Genomic DNA, 17,699 nt, shown 5'->3' on the forward strand with positions numbered 1-17,699 from the left:
TATGAAAAAAAACATGGGAACTTTAGATAAGAGCATTAGAATAATAATAGCAATTGCTATAGCACTTTTGTACTATTTTAATGTTATTTCTGGTACATTAGCTTATGTTTTAATGGCAGTAGCTATTATTTTTCTACTAACTAGTTTTATTAGCTTTTGTCCTTTGTACACACTTTTAGGAATTAATACCTGTAAATTAAAAAAATGAAAACTACACTAGAAATACAAAACTTAAAATGCGGTGGTTGCGCTAATACAATAATAAACAAACTGTCTGCAGTTAGCGGTATAGATACTGTATCTGTAAATACAGAACATAACACCGTGGAGCTATCATATGAAAGTGAAGCACATTTAGAAGATGCTAAAAAACTCTTAAAAACTATTGGGTACCCTATTGCTGGAGATAAAAATGCGTTAGGCACAAAGGCAAAATCGTTTGTGAGTTGTGCTATAGGTAGGGTTAATAGCTAAAAAAATAAAGAGGTCGTCTTACTTTTTATAAACGGCCTCTTTAATTTGAGTCTTTATTGGTTTCGTTTTATAAATTATTTGCTTTTAAATCTTTACTATTAGCTTTCTCTTCCTTTATAAAAAACGAAGTAATTTTTAATACTCGTTAAAATTACTATCGGGAACTTATAGGCGCTATTTTTTTATCTTCTAGTGGTGTCTTCAATTTCTAGATATTACAGATAGTTCGTTTTTAATGCTGGTTTTCCACTCATGTCTTCTAATATAGCTTTTGTTAACGCTTTATTAGTTTCTAAAATATCTGCATATTATTTTCTTCTTTGTTTTAAAGGCTGTTTATAAATCATAAATTAAAAATTGTAAATCGTTAATTCTTAATATTATCTTCGCAAAAAAAATAGTTTATGAGTATCCTTTGGGTAGTTCTTGGTTTTGTATTATTGGTAGTAGGAGGAGAGTTTTTAGTACGATCATCAGTCGCTTTATCATTTAAATTTAATATATCTAAAATGGTAATAGGTATGACGGTGGTATCCTTTGCCACTTCGGCACCAGAACTGTTAGTAAGTTTACAAGCCGCATTGTCTGGTTCTCCTGCCATTGCCATCAATAACGTAGTAGGCTCAAATATTGCAAATATTGGTTTGGTTTTGGGTGTAACAGCTTTGGTTGGGCCTATAGCTGTAGATAAATCTTTTTATAAATTGAATTGGCCGGTAATGATGGCTTATTCCCTGTTTCTATATTATTTCCTAAAAAATGATAATGTACTAAATGCTGTAGAAGGTGGGGGACTCTTTTTAGGGTTAATTATGTTTCTTGTTGTACTAATTAAAAATGCTAAAAAAGATGCCATTACCGAAGAGGTTGATGAAACCTTAGCTGTTGTATCAAACTTTAAAATAATAATTTGGTTGCTCATTGGTGCTTTGGCATTGTATTTTGGTAGCGAATGGTTGGTAGAAGGCTCTAAAGAAATCGCCCGTTCTGTAGGTGTAAGTGAAGCCGTTATAGGGGTTTCATTAATAGCTATAGGCACAAGTGTACCAGAATTGGCAGCCTCTGTTATTGCTGCGGCTAAACAAGAAAAAGCTATTTCACTAGGGAATTTAATAGGCTCGAATATTTTTAATATTGGTTCTGTTTTGGGGTTAACATCGCTAGTAAAGCCAATAGCAGTTACCGAACCCCAAATACTAACTAACGATATTTTCTGGATGTTAGGTTTTGCTGCTGTTCTTATACCTATGGTGCTCATACCCAAAAGAATGCAGATAAGTAGATTTAAAGGATTCTTTCTGGTAGTTGCCTACAGTGTGTTTATGCTGTTTGTTTTTACGAAAAGTTAAACATGTTTCTGCTTAATTATTTTACACTTATTACCGTGTTTGCTTTTTAACACTTTTTCTGAAAGGTTAAGCCTTTATACATGACCTATTTAAAAAATAAATATGATGAAAACCCTCTATGCCCTTATAATTGTAAGCTCACTTTTGTCTTGTAATTCTTCTGAAAAAAAACTCACAGCTCAAGATATTATAGACAAAGCAATTACCGTACATTGTAATGGAAATTGTGAAAAAAGTACCGTTACATTTAAGTTTAGGGACAAAATATACAAATCTATTAAAGCGGATGGTTTGTATCAATATGAGCGTAAATTCTCAGATAGTATTAATAAGATAAAAGATGTATTATCTAACACTGGTTTTAAGCGTTACATTAACGATAGTTTAGTTAAACTACCAGATACTTTGGCAACAACATATGCAAATAGTGTAAATAGTGTGCATTATTTTGCACAATTACCCTATGGCTTAAACGCACCGGCAGCAAAAAAAGAACTTTTAGGCGAAACTACTATAAAAGGGAAGACGTACTATGAAATAGGCGTTACTTTTCGTGAAGAAGGTGGCGGTAGTGATTATGAAGATACATTTGTATACTGGATAAATAAAGCAGACTTTTCGTTGGATTACTTAGCCTATAGTTTTGCCGAAAATGGTGGAGGCATCCGGTTTAGAGAGGCTTACAACAAACGTATAATAAATAATATTACTTTTTTAGATTACAATAATTATAAGCCAGAAACGAAGGATGTAGATTTGAAAGATTTAGATACACTTTTTGAAGCAGGTAAACTTCAATTTGTTTCCAAAATTGAAACCGAGGATGTTAAGGTATTACTTAATAAATAGGTTATTGCACTGTTTTTACTAATACTTGTTTTTTACCTTCTTTTATGGTAATAATATAAAGACTGCTATTATCGTCATCAGCCATATCCTTAAACATGTCTTTTTCTAAAATAAGGTTGGTAAAATGTGGGGTTGTGTTGCTGTGGCCAACAATAAGTACAGTTTTTCCTCGCGTGTCTTGTTTAAAAGATTCACTGTACATATCATTATTTGGGGTGTAGTATTGTATCTTTAAATTGAGAGCGTTTGCGGTTGGAGCTGCAGTTTCTTTTGTTCTATTGTAATTAGTGCTATAAATAGCGTTTAGCTTTTTATCTTTAAAGTAAGTAGCCCAGAGCTTAGCTCTAAGTTTACCTTCACTTGTTAAATGCGGATCTTTGTTGGTTTTATCAGTTCTATCCTTTTCTGCATGACGAATTAGATAATAAGTTGTAGTTGTTTCCTTAATAATATTTTGAGCTGATAAAACTTGTAAAGAAAGTATTAAAAATAAAATGCTAATGATGTTTATTGATGCTTTCATTAAAGACGTATTTAAGAATCTCTAATGTAAGAAATAAATATCTATAAGTTTACCACAAAAAAAAGCTGCTAAAAAGCAGCTTTCAAAAATATAATTTTAAATTCTAGTTTCTAAAAATAGTCTGTTTTCTATCAGGGCCAACTGAAACAATAGTAATTGGTGTTTCTAGCTCTTTTTCTAAAAATTCTATGTAATCATTTAATGCTTTTGGCAATTGCGACGCTTCAGACATTTTTGTTAAATCTTCACTCCAGCCCTGAAACTCGGTATAAACTGGTGTTACATTTTCAGGTTCAATATTATATGGCAAGTGCTTTATAACTTCACCTTTATATTTGTAAGCGGTACATACTTTTAAAGTTTTAAACCCAGAAAGTACATCGCCTTTCATCATGTTTAATTGGGTAACACCGTTTACTTGACAAGCATATTTTAAAGCCACTAAATCTAACCAGCCACAACGTCTTGGGCGGCCAGTGGTAGCGCCAAATTCATGACCAACTTTTGCCATGGTTTCCCCATCTTCATCAAATAACTCTGTTGGAAATGGTCCAGAACCCACCCTTGTAGTGTAAGCCTTAAAAATACCAAAAACCTCACCAATTTGGTTGGGTGCAACACCTAAACCTGTGCAAGCTCCTGCAGCGGTAGTATTACTTGAAGTAACAAACGGATACGTGCCAAAATCTATATCTAATAAAGAGCCTTGAGCTCCTTCGGCTAAAATTGTTTTGCCCTCTTTTTGTGCTTGGTACACATATTCTTCAGAATCTATAAAAGTTAAGGATTTTAATACCTTAACAGCTTCAAAAAACTCGGTTTCTAATTCTGCCAAGTCATATTCTATTTCTGCATCGTAAAATGCAATCATAGACTCATGTTTATTAGCAAGTGTTCTGTAGCGCTCTTTCCAGTCGCTTAATTCTAAATCGCCAACACGTATACCATTTCTCCCAGTTTTATCCATATAGGTTGGCCCTATTCCTTTTAGTGTAGAGCCTATTTTAGCTTTTCCTTTAGAGGCTTCACTAGCAGCATCTAATAGGCGGTGTGTTGGCAGTATTATATGTGCTTTTCTTGAAATTAATAGCGATTTTCTGTAATCTATATCTTGTTCTTCTAGCTTATCTAATTCTTTTTTAAAAATTACAGGGTCTATAACTACGCCATTGCCTACCAAATTTGTAGCATCGTCATGAAAAATCCCAGAGGGAATGGTATGTAATACATGTTTTTTGCCATTGAAAACTAAAGTGTGTCCTGCGTTTGGACCGCCTTGAAAACGCGCTATAATATTGTAGTTTTTAGTTAAAACGTCAACAATTTTTCCTTTGCCTTCGTCTCCCCATTGTAATCCTAGTAGTAAATCTACTGCCATTGTAAAATAAATTAGTTAGTTATCCTGATTGGTTTCAGGAGATTTTCTATTTCCGTAGAAATAAAGTGAGTGGTTATTAATTTCAATATTGAAAACTTCTTCAATAGTTTTTTTGATGGATTGAATCCTCGGGTCGCAAAATTCTATAACTTCACCTGTATCAGTTAAAATAACGTGATCGTGTTGTCTATCAAAATACGACTTCTCGTAATGTGCTTGGTTTTGCCCAAATTGATGTTTTCTTACCAATTTACATTCCAAAAGTAGCTCTATTGTGTTGTATAAGGTAGCTCGCGATACCCTGTAGTTTTTGTTTTTCATATTGAGGTATAACGACTCAATATCAAAATGTTCTTGGTTATTATAAATTTCTTGAAGTATAGCGTAGCGTTCGGGTGTTTTTCTATGCCCGTTTTCCTCTAAAAAGCTTGTGAATACACTTTTTACAATCTCTTGGTTTTTGCTGTCTGTATTAGAATTCATAATTGCGAGACAAATTTACACTTTATACTCTGGAAACCTTATCTATGCCATTAATTTTTTTAAGATTATCCAATATTTTTTTCAACAATGCTTTGTTTTTAACAATTAGTTTAATTTTTCCAGAAAACACACCATCATCAGTTTCAAAACTTAAACTTTTCATGTTAACATGTAAGTTGTTAGATATTACTTTTGTAATGTCGTTTACTAATCCCATATGGTCTATCCCAGAAATTCTAATTTCGGTAGCATATTCCTGCTGGCTAGAATCTATCCATTTTGCTGGCATTATCCTATAGGCGTAATTAGATTGTAGACTTAGCGCATTTGGGCAGTTATGTTTATGTACTTTAATACCTTCGGAAACTGTTAAAAAGCCAAAAACATCATCACCAGGAATGGGGTTACAGCAATTGGATAATTTATAATCTAATTTTTCTTCTTCTTTACCAAACACCAAAGAATCGTAATTAGATGTAATTTCATCTTTCTCAAGTTGTTCTTTAGATATGGTTTGCTTTCTAGAAATTTTATTTTTAATAAAACTTACAAGGGCATTACTTCTAGACGAGGCAAATTCTTTAAGCATGGTATTGTCTATAGAGCCAATACCTACACGGTAAAATAAATCTAAACTTGTTTTTAAATTAAAATAGCGCACCAAATCGTTAACAGAAGATTCATTAAGCGTTATTTTAAGCTGTTTTAATTTTCGTCTTAAAACTTCTTTTCCTTCTTCAGCTATAAGTTTACGGTCTTCTTTAAGAGCAGATTTTATTTTAGCCCGTGCTCTTGCTGTAGTGGTGTAGTTTAGCCAGTTTGCATTTGGTTTAGAGCTATCTGAAGTAATAACTTCTACTTGATCGCCACTTTTTAACTCATGACTTAGCGGTACTAGTTTTCCGTTAACTCTTGCGCCTCTTGTGCGCATACCAACTTCAGTATGAATATGAAATGCAAAATCTAGGGATGTTGCGCCTTTGGGTAGCGATTTTAATTCACCAGCGGGTGTAAATACAAATATTTCCTGCGCATAAAGGTTTAGCTTAAATTGCTCAACAAAGTCTACGGCATTTAAGCTAGGGTTTTCAAGCGCTTCCTGTAACCTGTTAATCCAGTTTTCTAAATTGTCTTCTTTTTCGCCTTCTTGCTTGTATTTATAGTGTGCTGCATAGCCTTTTTCGGCAATCTCATTCATGCGTTCACTACGAATTTGTACTTCTACCCAATTCCCTTTTGGCCCCATTACGGTAATGTGTAAGGCTTCGTAACCTGTACTCTTTGGTGAAGAAATCCAATCGCGTAATCGTAAGGGGTTTGGTCTAAAATGGTCGGTAACAATAGAGTAGATTTTCCAAGCTATAAATTTTTCGTTTTCTTCATCGGTGCTGTAAATAATCCTTATGGCAAACTTATCGTATACTTCATCAAAAGAAACGCCCTGTTTTACCATTTTTTTGCGAATGGAAAATATAGATTTAGGCCTTCCTTTTATAGTGTACTTAAAGTCTTCTTTGTCTAACGATTTTTTAATAACCTCACTAAACTGTTCAATATATTTATCCTGATCTTCTTTACTCTCCTTAATTTTGTTTAAGATATCGAAGTAAACTTCAGGTTCAGTATATTTTAGAGATAAGTCCTCTAGTTCAGTTTTAATATTATACAGCCCAATTCTGTGTGCTAAGGGCGCGTAAATATATAGTGTTTCAGAAGCAATTTTAACCTGTTTATCGGCGCGCATAGAGTCCATGGTTTGCATATTGTGCAAACGGTCTGCTATTTTAATGATGATTACTCTAACATCGTCATTCAATGTTAGCAACATTTTTCTGAAATTCTCAGCTTGAAGAGATACATTCATATCCTGCTCCTTGCTTAGAGACGATATTTTGGTGAGCCCGTCAACAATTCTGGCTACAGTTTCACCAAATAATTGTTCAATATCATTAATGGAATAGGTTTCGCTGTCTTCAACAACATCATGCAATAGTGCCGCGGCAATAGATGTGCCATCTAGCCCAATTTCTTGCGCTACAATTCTAGCTACTGCTAGCGGATGGAAAATATAAGCCTCACCAGATTTTCTGCGTTGGTCTTTGTGTCCATCCAAGGCCACTTCAAAAGCCTTTCTTATAAGCTTTTTATCTTCGTCAGATAATGTTGTGTAGCTTACTTTTAAAAGTTTTTTGTAGGCTTTGGTAATTTCCTTGTTCTCTATTTCTATTTCTTCTTCAGACATAAAATAAAAGTAGTATAAACGAGGCGAATAGCCAATACAGTTTTTCTATTTTTTTAAGAAATGTTATTTAAAAAGTCTATTAGCTGCTTTGTAGCTTTACCACGGTGCCCAATCTTGTTTTTTAATGCTAAATCCATCTCTGCAAATGTTTGGTTGTAACCGGTTGGTTTAAAAATGGGGTCGTAGCCAAAGCCTTTATTCCCTGCTTTTAAAGTAGTAATGGCACCTTTGCAAATACCAGTAAATGTGGTGAGTTTATTGTTGAAATGTAATGCTATTACGGTTTTAAAATGAGCATTTCTGTTATTAGATGTTTTTAAATTTTTTAACAGTAAACTCATGTTATCTGTGGCGTCTCTTTTTGGTCCAGCATATCGAGCTGAAAACACTCCGGGTTCACCATTTAAGGCCTCTACTTCTAAACCTGTATCGTCTGCAAAACAGTTGTAACCAAACTTTTCTTTGATGTAAGTTGCTTTTTCAATGGCATTGCCTTCAATTGTGTTTTGCGTTTCAGGAATTTCATCAAAACATTTTATGTCTTTTAAACTTAGTAGTTTTATATGTGAAGGCATTAAAGCTTGAACTTCCTTTAATTTATTCAAATTATTTGTGGCAAAAACTATTTCCATAACATAACAATTTAGTAGCCAAAAATAGTGTTATTTTGTTGATGTTGAAAACTATTGAAGCGGGTAGTTGTTACAAAAATTTAGTTGTTATTAAGTGTTCTTAAAGTATCTCACAACAAAGAGCGGTTACTATTCTGAAATTTTAATTTAAAATGGTGCAAAGGGTTTGTTTTGCTATTTGTTTGTAAATGCAACGTATTACCCTTGTGAAGATTATAAATTTTAGAGTTTTTTTATGATTTTAATCATCTAAGATACATCTTAAAAATTGTATCTTAGAATATATTTAATAATTAAAATTAAACCAGATATGACAGTAAATTTTCAATATGTAGATGTAGACGTAAGTGAAACACTTTCTGCGTTCACTGAAGAGAAGTTAGAGAAATTGTTTAATAAATACGAGTTTTTAATAAGTGCAATGGTGTATTTTAAACAAGATGAAAATAGCCACGACGCAGGTAAAATCTGTAATATAGAGCTAAGTTTGCCAGGACCAAGGATTTTTGCAACATCTAACGAGCATAATTTTGAAGTAGCGGTAAGGGAAACCATTAGCGATTTAGAACGCCAACTAAAAAAGCGTAAGGAAATTTTTAAGACACATTAAAATTAATAGCCAAAAAATTTTAAGTTCTAAGACCTAAGATTAACGGCATAAAACAAGATTAAAAAAAGGATGATTAAAATTAATTTTAGTCCTCCTTTTTTTATTTGCAACTTTATTGCTTCACGTTTTCAACAATGCCAAACATAGCTCACTATCGATGATGATAAGGCTCGTTTTTTAAAATAGTAAAACCTCTGTAGAGTTGCTCAATAAAAAATAAACGTACCATTTGGTGCGAAAATGTCATTTTAGAAAGCGATATTTTTCCATTTGCTTTCATATACACCTCGTCAGAAAATCCATAAGGCCCGCCAATAACAAAAATTAAATGCTTTAGTCCTGAGTTCATTTGTTTTTGTAAATAGTTAGAAAAACTTAAAGAGCTAAACTGTTTTCCGTTCTCATCTAGAAGAATTAACACATCAGATGGCGATATTTTTTTTAAAATAAGTTCGCCCTCTTTATGTTTTTGTTCATTTTTACTTAAATTTTTGGCTTTTTTAAGATCTGGTATCACCTCAAATTCAAATTTAATGTAATGGTTTAATCTGGTCTTGTAAACCTCAATTAAGCTCGTAAGTTCCTTATTATCAGTTTTGCCTATGGCAAGTAATTTAATTGTCATGATAAAAAATACTATTTCTATAATTTACGATATTACTATTTTAAAGCATTAAAACTAAAAAATTCGCAAATTAATATTCCATTTATTATTTTAGCGCAAATTCCCTGATATGATAACTAAAGAATATTTTGAAAAAGAAGTAGCGCATATTATTGCAAATGCTATTAGAGAAGATGTTGGTGATGGCGACCATAGCTCACTAGCCTGTATTCCAGAAACTGCGAGAGGAAGAGCAAAACTTTTAGTTAAGGACAAAGGCATTATAGCGGGTGTTAATTTTGCAAAACGCGTTTTTGATTTTGTAGACAAAAAACTTAGGGTAGAAATAAAAATTGAAGATGGTTCTGAGGTATCATACGGCGACGTGGTTTTATATGTTGAAGGGCCCTCACAATCTATATTAAAAGCAGAGCGTACAGTATTAAACGCAATGCAACGTATGAGCGCTATAGCAACAAAAACAAGAACGTTTGTGGAATTGCTAAAAGGTACGCAAACTAGAATTTTAGATACGCGTAAAACGACACCCGGAATTAGGATTTTAGAAAAATGGGCGGTTAAAATTGGTGGCGGTGATAACCACAGGTTTGCACTTTATGACATGATAATGTTAAAAGATAACCATATTGATTTTGCTGGAGGTATTACCAAAGCCATAGATATGACCAAGGATTACTTAGCTGAAACCGGTAAAGATCTTCAAATAATGGTAGAAGCTAGAGACTTAACAGAGGTAGAAGAAATTCTGCAAAGTGATGGTATATACCGTATCTTGTTAGATAATTTTGATTATGAAGACACAAAAAAAGCAGTGGAATTAATTGGAGGCAAATGTCTTACAGAATCTTCTGGCAATATTAACGAAACTACTGTACGGCACTATGCAGAATGTGGCGTAAACTACATATCTTGTGGCGCTTTAACGCACTCTGTTCATAATATGGACTTAAGTTTAAAAGCAGTAAAATAATAGCGTGTATCTTTTTTTTAGATTTTGAATTTGGACCTTAAGTCTTGCAATCCTTAGTTCGTTTTTATTTTTTAAGAATGTCTTAGTTGGTGCTACTAATTTTTTTAACTTGCATTTATAGTAGATGTATTAAAAATTTTAGCGATTAATGACAAAACCTATTGAAGACAAACTAGATAAAATACCCATTGTAAATGTCTTAGTTAAGTTTTTAAAGCAAATTAAATTACCAGGTCTTGAAGGCTTATCGCTTTACGATTTATCAGAATTATACGTTATAGGTATCGCCAGAGGCGCATTAACTGCCAGGGCAAGCGCTATTGCCTTTAGTTTCTTTACGGCCCTGTTTCCGTTTTTATTGTTTGTATTAATAGTTATTCCATACATACCAATAGAAGGTTTTAAAGGCGAGTTTTTAGAGTTTCTAGAATCTTTTTTACCACCCACAACATCCGATTTTTTCTTTGAAAATATTTTTGGAAACATAGAGCAAACCCAGCGAGGAGGCTTATTATCGTCTGTATTTATACTCTCCATAGCACTTATGGCAAATGGGGTAAATGCAGTATTTTCAGGTTTTGAGAATTCGTATCACGAGCAATTAACCCGAAACGTGTTTAAGCAGTATTTGTTTGCTTTGGGGATCGCTCTAATATTGGCATTTTTACTAATTATAACCATAGCAGTTCTAGGGTATTTTCAAATTTATGTAATCGAAGAAATTCTAGAAGCCCTTCGCAATAGGGATTACGATGTAGATGCCGATGGGGTATTTTGGTTCGATATTGCTAAATATGTGTTTTTTGTAATTATGGTGTATTTAGCAACTGCAACGCTATATTATTTTGGTACAAAAGAAGGAAGGGATTCTAAGTTCTTTTCCATTGGTGCTTTGTTTACTACATTTTTAATTATTCTTACCTCGTATTTATTTGGTATTTACATAGAAAACTTTAGCCAGTACAATAAGTTATATGGCTCTATAGGCGCTCTTTTAATACTGCTGTTTTATTTGTGGCTAAACTCTAATATTTTGTTACTAGGATACGAGTTAAATGCTGCTTTAAATATTTTAAGGAAAACAAAGGCTTATGAAAAATAAAATTTATGTAACAGTACTATGCTTGTGCGCTTGTTTTTCTTATGGTCAAGATATTTTTGGAAAATGGAAGACTATTGACGACAAAACGGGAGAGGCAAAATCTGTAGTAAAAATTTATGAGGAAAACGGTAAGGTGTTTGGTAAGATAGTAGGTATTGTAAATCCAAATCGTAAAAATGCAATATGCGAAAAATGCGAAGGAGAAGACAAAAACAAACCAATTTTAGGGTTTGTGCTAATAAGGGATTTGGAGAAATCGGGAAATTACTATGAAGGCGGTACTATTTTCGATCCTTTAAGAGGAAGACAATTTAAATGCAGGTTAGCTTTAGATGAAGATAATAAAGACCTTTTACAAGTAAGAGGCTATGTTGCTTTTTTCTATGCCACCCAATATTGGCAGCGTGTAAAGGAATAAACCACAAAAAGAAACAATTTTAATTTGGCAAATTTTATAGACGTAATATTACCTATTCCGTTGCAAAAGTTATTTACCTACAGTATAACTTCTGCAGAAGCTCATTTTCTTGAAGCAGGAATGCGGGTTTCGGTGCCTTTTGGTAAATCAAAAATTTACACAGGTTTAGTTTATAGAATTCATAACGAAGCTCCTTTGGTTTATGAAGCTAAAGAGATTCATCAAATTTTAGACGAAAGTCCTTTAGTAAATGCTTCTCAATTAAATTTTTGGGAGTGGATTTCTAAATACTATATGTGTACCATGGGCGATGTTATGCGCGCCGCATTACCAAATGCTTTTATTTTAGAGAGCGAAACCATACTAACCAAAACCCCAACGCAACTTAATGACGAAGATTTAAAAGACGACGAGTTTTTAGTTTACGAAGCTTTACACCATCAGTCGTCCCTAAAAATTCAAGATGTCATTAATATTTTGGATAAAAAAAGTGTGTTACCAGTAATAAAACGCTTAATTGATAAAAATGCCATTTCTGTACAAGAAGAGATTTTCGAGAAGTATAAACCCAAATTAGTACGCTATGTAAAATTAAATTCAAATTATACTTCAGAAGAAAATTTACAGCAATTACTAGAAGATTTAAGTAGGGCGCCAAAACAAAGAGAAGTGATTATGACTTTGTTTATGTTATCCTCTAAAACCAAAAAGCCAGTAAAAGTTTCAGAGTTAGCATCAGAAAGCGACGCATCTTCATCCATTGTAAAAACTTTAATCGATAAAGAAATTTTAGAAGAATATTTTATTCAAATTGATAGGGTAGTGTATTCGGGTGATGCTAATGAAGATTCAAAAGCATTAAACGAACATCAAGAAAAAGCACTTTCTGAAATAAAATCAGAATTTAAAACACATCCAACTGTTTTGCTGCATGGTGTAACCTCTTCAGGTAAAACCGAAATATATGTAAAGCTTATTGAAGAGGTTTTAGATAAAGGACAACAAGTGTTGTATTTGTTGCCAGAGATTGCTTTAACCACCCAATTGGTAAGTAGGTTGCAAAACTATTTTGGAGAATCGGTAGCCATATTTCATTCTAAATATTCGTCGCACGAACGTGTGGAGGTTTGGCAAAATGTACTACAAAGTTCTAAAAAAGCCCAAATTATTTTAGGAGCGCGTTCGTCTGTGTTTTTACCTTTTAAAAATTTAGGGTTAATTATTGTTGATGAAGAGCACGAACAATCTTTTAAGCAATTCGACCCAGCTCCAAGATATCACGCGAGAGATGCCGCCATATTACTGGCGCATATGCACAAAGCTAAAACCCTTTTAGGTTCTGCAACCCCCAGTTTAGAAAGTTACTTTAATGCCCAACAACAACGCTATGGCTTTGTGGAATTAAAATACCGCTACAATGATGTGTTAATGCCAGAAATTGAGTTAGTAGATATTAAGGACAAGCATAAGCGTAAACTCATGAAAGGCCATTTTAGCGATAGGCTAATTGAGGAAATGACAGAAACGCTGGCTGAGGGACACCAAATAATACTATTTCAAAATCGTAGAGGTTTTTCACCAATTATAGAATGTAATACTTGTGGGCATGCACCACAATGCCCCAATTGCGATGTAAGCTTAACTTACCATCAATACAGAAACCAGTTGCGTTGCCACTATTGTGGCTACAATACGCAAATGCTTAAAAATTGTAGTGCTTGTGGAAGCCCCGAGTTAGACAATAAGGGGTTTGGAACAGAACAAATTGAACAGGAAGTAAAAATTTTATTTCCAGAACATAAAGTAGCCAGAATGGATTTAGATACCACTCGCGGAAAATATGGTTACGAAAAAATTATTACAGCTTTAGAGCAACAGGAGATTGATATTTTAGTTGGTACACAGATGTTAACCAAAGGGTTGGATTTTAGAAACGTAAAGCTAGTGGGCGTAATGAATGCCGATAACATGCTTAATTTTCCTGACTTTAGAGCACACGAACGTAGTTTTCAATTAATAATGCAAGTATCCGGAAGAGCTGGAAGAACCGATAAAAGAGGAAAGGTTTTAGTGCAAACCTATAATCCGTATCACAATATTTTGCAGCAAGTGTCTTCCAATAACTACGAAGCGATGTTTAAGGAGCAAATGGACGAGCGTTTTAACTATAAATATCCACCAGTTTACAAGCAAATAAAAATTACGTTAAAACATAAAGATTACAGTAGGGTAGAGCAAGCGTCTATTTGGTTAGGTAAATCTTTAAGACAGGTGTTTGGGGATAATGTTTTAGGGCCAGAGTCGCCTCCGGTATCAAGAATTAGAAATCAATTTTATAAAAATATCTTGATAAAAATTCCTAAGAAACAGTCTTTATCTAAAACAAAAGAAGCTATTATTAAGATAAACAATAGCTTCTTTAGTGTAAAAGATTTTCGGTCGGTTAAAATAATTTTAAATGTCGATAATTACTAGTGAAATAGAAATTTGGTTACAATTTCGTTATTGAACTAGTCACGCCATGGCGTGATCTCATTATTTAATTTATTTTTGAGAAACTGAAACAAGTTCAGTTTAACGAAGGCTAAGCTTCTAAATATTATTTAAAGCATCAACCAATTGTGTCTTTTTGTTTCGGCTTAACGGAATTTCGTAAGCGCCAACTTCCACATTTTTACTGTTAAATCTATCTATTTTATCAAGATTCACAATGTAAGATTTATGGATTCTTAAAAATTTGTTTTCTGGCAATTCTGCCTCAAAAGCTTTCATGGTAGATAGTACTACTAAGCTTGTGTCTTCAGTAACTAATTTTACATAATCACCAAGTGCTTCAATCCATTTAATATCCTTAATATAAACTTTACGTTTTTTAAGGTTGCTCTTTACAAAAATATGCTCACCTTCTTCCTCGTGGAAATCCAATGTTAATTTATGTTGTTCTAGAGCTTTTTCAACAGATGTGTTAAAGCGTTCTTTTGTAATAGGTTTGTGTAAATAATCGGTAGCATCATAATTAAATGCTTTAAAGGCATATTCAGTTTTACCGGTTACAAAGATAATTTGGGGTTTCTTGTTTAATACGTCTAAAAGTTCAAAACCATTTAGCACTGGCATTTCAATGTCTAAAAAAATTAAGTCTACTTGATGCGTATTTAAACCATTTTTTGTTTCGAGCGCGCTACTGTACTCTGCAATTAAGTTTAGTGAAGGGTGATTTTCGACTAACTTAACTATAGAGAGACGTTGTATCGCTGAATCGTCTACTACTACACAGTTTAAAGTCATAACATTTTATATTATTTCGGTTAAGATATCGACAATAGTACGATAATTTCCGCTAAAAACCAAAAATCATCGGTAAACTGTTGATTTTAACATAATATTAACATTTTCTGTTTAACCTTAATTGCGACAAATTTTAAGCAAATTTATAGTTTGGCAATTAGTTGTGTAATATATAGAAATTAATTATTTTTGCAGCCAATTTTTAACAAATAAATAGATTTTTTATGAATCATTATGAAACTGTTTTCATCTTAAATCCCGTTTTATCTGATGATCAGATAAAGGAAACAGTAAAGAAATACGAAGATTTTCTAGTTTCTAACGGTGCGAAGATGATATCCAAAGAAGATTGGGGGCTAAAAAAATTAGCATACCCAATTCAAAACAAAAAAAGTGGGTTTTACCACTTATTTGAGTACCAAGTTGCCGGTGGGGTAATAGAACCGTTAGAAGTAGAGTTTAGACGTGATGAGCGTTTTATGCGTTACCTAACTGTAACTCTAGATAAGCACGCTGTGGCTTGGGCAGAAAGAAGAAGAGAAAAACTTAAAGCAAAAGCGTAATTATGGCAACATCTATAGAACAACAATCTAAAGGTAAAAAAGACGGAGAAATTAGGTATTTAACTCCGCTTAATATAGAAACTAACAAGCAAAAGAAATATTGTCGTTTCAAAAAATCAGGCATCAAGTATATCGATTATAAAGATCCAGATTTCTTATTAAAGTTTGTAAACGAACAAGGTAAAATTTTACCAAGACGTTTAACAGGTACTTCATTAAAGTACCAACGTAAAGTGTCTGTTGCTGTAAAAAGAGCACGTCATTTAGCTTTAATGCCATACGTAGCAGATTTATTAAAATAAAACAATCATAACAATGGAACTTATATTAAAACAAGACGTTGAAAATTTAGGATTTAAAGACGATGTTGTAACAGTTAAGAACGGTTATGGTAGAAACTATTTAATTCCTCAAGGGCATGCTGTTATAGCTACGCCTTCTGCTAAAAAAGTATTGGCAGAAAACTTGAAACAAAGAGCTTTTAAAGACAAGAAATTAATTGAAGATGCTAACAAAACTGCTGAGGCAATTAAAGGTCTTGATATTAAAATTACAGCTAAAGCAACCGAAGGTGCATCAGCTGGAGATAAATTATTTGGTTCTGTAACTAAAGCCGATTTAGTTGAGGCTTTTGAAAAAGCAGGACATACTATTGATAAAAAGTTTGTAACCATAGTTGGTGGAAACATTAAGCGTTTAGGACAGTATAATGCTGTGGTACGTTTACACCGCGAAGTAACTTTCGAATTTCCTTTTGAAGTTATCGCTCAAGCTTAACATTTTGTATTACAATACTATATTAAACCGTTTAGATAATTTCTAAACGGTTTTTTTAGTGAGATTCAATATCTAGAAGCCCGATAGGGCGCGCTAGATATTGTAAATCGAACTAATCCCGCTTTTTAGCGGGATCTGTTAATTGATATTGGAATTGCCATCTAGAAGCCCGATAGGGCGCGCTAGATATTGCAAATCGAACTAATCCCGCTTTATAGCGGGATCTGTTAATTGATATTAGAATTGCCATCTAGAAGCCCGATAGGGTGCGCTAGATATTGCAAATCGAACCAGAGCTGTCCATCAAGGAGTATTTTTTGTCAATCTGAACGCTTCAGGTTCTAATTCATATTGAATATCAGTATTTTGTATTCTGAAATAATCACGATAGCTATTGGTGCAGAATAACAGGTTTTATGGCTTTTTCAGACAATATCTTCGTTTTTAATACATTTCATTTTAAAATTATGAAAAAAACCATCTTAGTATTCCTTATAATTTTTTGCTTTTCGTGTAAGAATGAAAAACATAAACAAGATGAAACTATACAAGTAGAAAAGATAAGGCCATCTGTTTTACTTGAAACTTTAAAGTATACTCCTGGGAATAAACCTATGATAAGTGTACACCGTGGTGGTAAAGGTCTAAAATACTATCCAGAGAATTGCTTGGAAACCCTAAAGTATATTAACGACAGTATTAAGGCTATTTTTGAAGTAGATGTTGCCCAAACTAAGGATAGCATTTTGGTATTAATGCACGATAATACTTTAGATAGAACTACAACAGGAGAAGGTAATATCTCCAACTTTACATTTAAAGAATTACAAACTTTTAATTTAGAAGACGATTTTGGCAACCAAACCAAATTTAAAATACCACTTTTTAAAGATGTTTTAGAATGGGCAAAGGCTAATGCGGTTGTATTAACTATAGATATTAAACGAAGTGTTGCTGTTGAAGATGTGGTACAGTCAATACGGGCGGTAGAAGCTGAAGATGTCTCTGTAATAATTACATACGATTTAATACAGGCTGAACGTGCCAATGCTATAGCTCCAGAATTATTATTATCTGTTTCTGTAAGAAATAATAAGGAGTTTGAGTGGTTGTTGCATTCAGGGATTCCAACTGAAAATATGATTGCATTTACAGGAACGCGTTTGTCGCCAGATTCTCTCTACACCAAAATCCATAGTTATGGCATAAAAACCATGTTAGGTACTTTAGGGAATTTAGATAAGCGTGCCGAAACTAGAGGAGATTCTTTATATAATGTTTGGGTTAAAAAAGGTATAGATGTTATTGCTACCGATAGGCCTTTTGCAGTAGCTAAGGCTATAAACGAATAAAAATAGTACTTTTACGGGGTAAATAACGTTGTCATCTAGCAGGGTTTTACAAACTTTGTAGGTA

General features: G+C 33.2%; 20 protein-coding genes. 13 read left to right on the top strand and 7 right to left on the bottom strand.

The window, feature by feature from the left end:
- The first annotated feature begins 1 nt into the window (after position 1).
- The 4 genes from CLV33_RS13575 (at position 2) to CLV33_RS13590 (ending at position 2,672) form a co-directional block, all read left to right on the top strand.
- Positions 2-208 carry a YgaP family membrane protein gene (locus CLV33_RS13575; protein WP_105474371.1) on the top strand — a complete coding sequence of 69 codons (207 nt, stop codon included), beginning with the start codon at positions 2-4 and terminating at the stop codon, positions 206-208.
- Positions 205-474 carry a heavy-metal-associated domain-containing protein gene (locus CLV33_RS13580; RefSeq protein ID WP_105474372.1) on the top strand — a complete coding sequence of 90 codons (270 nt, stop codon included), beginning with the start codon at positions 205-207 and terminating at the stop codon, positions 472-474. The genes CLV33_RS13575 and CLV33_RS13580 overlap by 4 nt, the downstream gene beginning before the upstream one ends.
- Positions 475-878: 404 nt before the next feature.
- Positions 879-1,823, top strand: a complete 945-nt coding sequence (locus tag CLV33_RS13585) for a calcium/sodium antiporter (protein WP_042245675.1) — start codon at positions 879-881, stop codon at positions 1,821-1,823.
- 102 nt (positions 1,824-1,925) lie between these two features.
- Positions 1,926-2,672 (top strand): DUF6503 family protein, encoded by a 747-nt coding sequence (locus tag CLV33_RS13590; RefSeq protein ID WP_317045182.1) that lies wholly within the window; start codon positions 1,926-1,928, stop codon positions 2,670-2,672.
- Position 2,673: 1 nt separating this feature from the next.
- Here CLV33_RS13590 and CLV33_RS13595 read toward each other — a convergent pair whose 3' ends face one another.
- The 5 genes from CLV33_RS13595 to CLV33_RS13615 all read right to left on the bottom strand — a co-directional run bounded on the left by CLV33_RS13595 (position 2,674) and on the right by CLV33_RS13615 (position 7,930).
- Entirely contained in the window at positions 2,674-3,195 is a 522-nt protein-coding gene (locus CLV33_RS13595; protein WP_105474374.1) for a SixA phosphatase family protein, read from the bottom strand.
- 103 nt (positions 3,196-3,298) lie between these two features.
- Positions 3,299-4,573 (bottom strand): adenylosuccinate synthase, encoded by a 1,275-nt coding sequence (locus CLV33_RS13600; protein ID WP_105474375.1) that lies wholly within the window; start codon positions 4,571-4,573, stop codon positions 3,299-3,301.
- Positions 4,574-4,588: 15 nt separating this feature from the next.
- Entirely contained in the window at positions 4,589-5,056 is a 468-nt protein-coding gene (locus CLV33_RS13605; RefSeq protein WP_105474376.1) for a Fur family transcriptional regulator, read from the bottom strand.
- Positions 5,057-5,078: 22 nt separating this feature from the next.
- Positions 5,079-7,298: a RelA/SpoT family protein gene (locus CLV33_RS13610; RefSeq protein WP_105474377.1), complete on the bottom strand. Its 2,220-nt coding sequence runs from the start codon at positions 7,296-7,298 to the stop codon at positions 5,079-5,081.
- A gap of 53 nt (positions 7,299-7,351) precedes the next feature.
- Positions 7,352-7,930 carry a non-canonical purine NTP diphosphatase gene (locus tag CLV33_RS13615; protein ID WP_042245692.1) on the bottom strand — a complete coding sequence of 193 codons (579 nt, stop codon included), beginning with the start codon at positions 7,928-7,930 and terminating at the stop codon, positions 7,352-7,354.
- A gap of 310 nt (positions 7,931-8,240) precedes the next feature.
- Here CLV33_RS13615 and hpf point away from each other — a divergent pair, with 310 nt between their 5' ends.
- Positions 8,241-8,540 carry a ribosome hibernation-promoting factor, HPF/YfiA family gene (gene hpf, locus CLV33_RS13620; protein ID WP_042245696.1) on the top strand — a complete coding sequence of 100 codons (300 nt, stop codon included), beginning with the start codon at positions 8,241-8,243 and terminating at the stop codon, positions 8,538-8,540.
- Positions 8,541-8,691: 151 nt separating this feature from the next.
- Here hpf and rlmH read toward each other — a convergent pair whose 3' ends face one another.
- Positions 8,692-9,165, bottom strand: coding sequence for a 23S rRNA (pseudouridine(1915)-N(3))-methyltransferase RlmH (rlmH, locus tag CLV33_RS13625; RefSeq protein WP_105474378.1), 474 nt, complete (start codon positions 9,163-9,165; stop codon positions 8,692-8,694).
- A gap of 109 nt (positions 9,166-9,274) precedes the next feature.
- Between rlmH and nadC the strand changes: the two genes are divergently transcribed.
- From nadC to priA, 4 genes are all read left to right on the top strand, one after another.
- Positions 9,275-10,135, top strand: coding sequence for a carboxylating nicotinate-nucleotide diphosphorylase (gene nadC, locus CLV33_RS13630; protein WP_105474379.1), 861 nt, complete (start codon positions 9,275-9,277; stop codon positions 10,133-10,135).
- A gap of 148 nt (positions 10,136-10,283) precedes the next feature.
- Positions 10,284-11,237 (top strand): YihY/virulence factor BrkB family protein, encoded by a 954-nt coding sequence (locus CLV33_RS13635; protein WP_105474380.1) that lies wholly within the window; start codon positions 10,284-10,286, stop codon positions 11,235-11,237.
- Positions 11,227-11,655: a DUF2147 domain-containing protein gene (locus CLV33_RS13640; protein WP_105474381.1), complete on the top strand. Its 429-nt coding sequence runs from the start codon at positions 11,227-11,229 to the stop codon at positions 11,653-11,655. Before CLV33_RS13635 ends, CLV33_RS13640 begins: the two co-directional genes overlap by 11 nt.
- A gap of 24 nt (positions 11,656-11,679) precedes the next feature.
- Positions 11,680-14,130, top strand: a complete 2,451-nt coding sequence (gene priA / locus CLV33_RS13645; protein WP_105474382.1) for a replication restart helicase PriA — start codon at positions 11,680-11,682, stop codon at positions 14,128-14,130.
- Positions 14,131-14,247: 117 nt separating this feature from the next.
- On the opposite strand, the gene CLV33_RS13650 is transcribed toward priA, so the two are convergent.
- Positions 14,248-14,943 carry a LytR/AlgR family response regulator transcription factor gene (locus CLV33_RS13650; protein ID WP_042248887.1) on the bottom strand — a complete coding sequence of 232 codons (696 nt, stop codon included), beginning with the start codon at positions 14,941-14,943 and terminating at the stop codon, positions 14,248-14,250.
- 224 nt (positions 14,944-15,167) lie between these two features.
- Here CLV33_RS13650 and rpsF point away from each other — a divergent pair, with 224 nt between their 5' ends.
- The 4 genes from rpsF (at position 15,168) to CLV33_RS13670 (ending at position 17,635) form a co-directional block, all read left to right on the top strand.
- Positions 15,168-15,506 (top strand): 30S ribosomal protein S6, encoded by a 339-nt coding sequence (gene rpsF, locus CLV33_RS13655; protein ID WP_105474383.1) that lies wholly within the window; start codon positions 15,168-15,170, stop codon positions 15,504-15,506.
- 2 nt (positions 15,507-15,508) lie between these two features.
- The gene (gene rpsR, locus CLV33_RS13660; protein WP_042245715.1) at positions 15,509-15,808 is read left to right on the top strand and encodes a 30S ribosomal protein S18; all 300 of its coding nucleotides are present in this window, start codon (positions 15,509-15,511) and stop codon (positions 15,806-15,808) included.
- Positions 15,809-15,821: 13 nt separating this feature from the next.
- Positions 15,822-16,283, top strand: coding sequence for a 50S ribosomal protein L9 (rplI, locus tag CLV33_RS13665; RefSeq protein WP_042245718.1), 462 nt, complete (start codon positions 15,822-15,824; stop codon positions 16,281-16,283).
- Between the two features lie 467 nt (positions 16,284-16,750).
- Complete coding sequence (locus tag CLV33_RS13670; RefSeq protein ID WP_105474384.1) at positions 16,751-17,635, top strand: glycerophosphodiester phosphodiesterase family protein; 885 nt, start codon at positions 16,751-16,753, stop codon at positions 17,633-17,635.
- Positions 17,636-17,699 lie beyond the last annotated feature (64 nt).

The organism is Jejuia pallidilutea, assembly GCF_002973595.1.
GTDB classification, from domain to species: domain Bacteria; phylum Bacteroidota; class Bacteroidia; order Flavobacteriales; family Flavobacteriaceae; genus Jejuia; species Jejuia pallidilutea.

What these genes read in the sequence shown, in the direction of transcription:
- CLV33_RS13575 (WP_105474371.1), top strand. Translation starts at nt 2, where the DNA reads ATGAAAAAAAACATGGGAACTTTAGATAAGAGCATTAGAATAATAATA.
- CLV33_RS13580 (WP_105474372.1), top strand. Translation starts at nt 205, where the DNA reads ATGAAAACTACACTAGAAATACAAAACTTAAAATGCGGTGGTTGCGCT.
- CLV33_RS13585 (WP_042245675.1), top strand. Translation starts at nt 879, where the DNA reads ATGAGTATCCTTTGGGTAGTTCTTGGTTTTGTATTATTGGTAGTAGGA.
- CLV33_RS13590 (WP_317045182.1), top strand. Translation starts at nt 1,926, where the DNA reads ATGATGAAAACCCTCTATGCCCTTATAATTGTAAGCTCACTTTTGTCT.
- CLV33_RS13595 (WP_105474374.1), bottom strand. Translation starts at nt 3,195, where the DNA reads ATGAAAGCATCAATAAACATCATTAGCATTTTATTTTTAATACTTTCT.
- CLV33_RS13600 (WP_105474375.1), bottom strand. Translation starts at nt 4,573, where the DNA reads ATGGCAGTAGATTTACTACTAGGATTACAATGGGGAGACGAAGGCAAA.
- CLV33_RS13605 (WP_105474376.1), bottom strand. Translation starts at nt 5,056, where the DNA reads ATGAATTCTAATACAGACAGCAAAAACCAAGAGATTGTAAAAAGTGTA.
- CLV33_RS13610 (WP_105474377.1), bottom strand. Translation starts at nt 7,298, where the DNA reads ATGTCTGAAGAAGAAATAGAAATAGAGAACAAGGAAATTACCAAAGCC.
- CLV33_RS13615 (WP_042245692.1), bottom strand. Translation starts at nt 7,930, where the DNA reads ATGGAAATAGTTTTTGCCACAAATAATTTGAATAAATTAAAGGAAGTT.
- hpf (WP_042245696.1), top strand. Translation starts at nt 8,241, where the DNA reads ATGACAGTAAATTTTCAATATGTAGATGTAGACGTAAGTGAAACACTT.
- rlmH (WP_105474378.1), bottom strand. Translation starts at nt 9,165, where the DNA reads ATGACAATTAAATTACTTGCCATAGGCAAAACTGATAATAAGGAACTT.
- nadC (WP_105474379.1), top strand. Translation starts at nt 9,275, where the DNA reads ATGATAACTAAAGAATATTTTGAAAAAGAAGTAGCGCATATTATTGCA.
- CLV33_RS13635 (WP_105474380.1), top strand. Translation starts at nt 10,284, where the DNA reads ATGACAAAACCTATTGAAGACAAACTAGATAAAATACCCATTGTAAAT.
- CLV33_RS13640 (WP_105474381.1), top strand. Translation starts at nt 11,227, where the DNA reads ATGAAAAATAAAATTTATGTAACAGTACTATGCTTGTGCGCTTGTTTT.
- CLV33_RS13650 (WP_042248887.1), bottom strand. Translation starts at nt 14,943, where the DNA reads ATGACTTTAAACTGTGTAGTAGTAGACGATTCAGCGATACAACGTCTC.
- rpsF (WP_105474383.1), top strand. Translation starts at nt 15,168, where the DNA reads ATGAATCATTATGAAACTGTTTTCATCTTAAATCCCGTTTTATCTGAT.
- rpsR (WP_042245715.1), top strand. Translation starts at nt 15,509, where the DNA reads ATGGCAACATCTATAGAACAACAATCTAAAGGTAAAAAAGACGGAGAA.
- rplI (WP_042245718.1), top strand. Translation starts at nt 15,822, where the DNA reads ATGGAACTTATATTAAAACAAGACGTTGAAAATTTAGGATTTAAAGAC.
- CLV33_RS13670 (WP_105474384.1), top strand. Translation starts at nt 16,751, where the DNA reads ATGAAAAAAACCATCTTAGTATTCCTTATAATTTTTTGCTTTTCGTGT.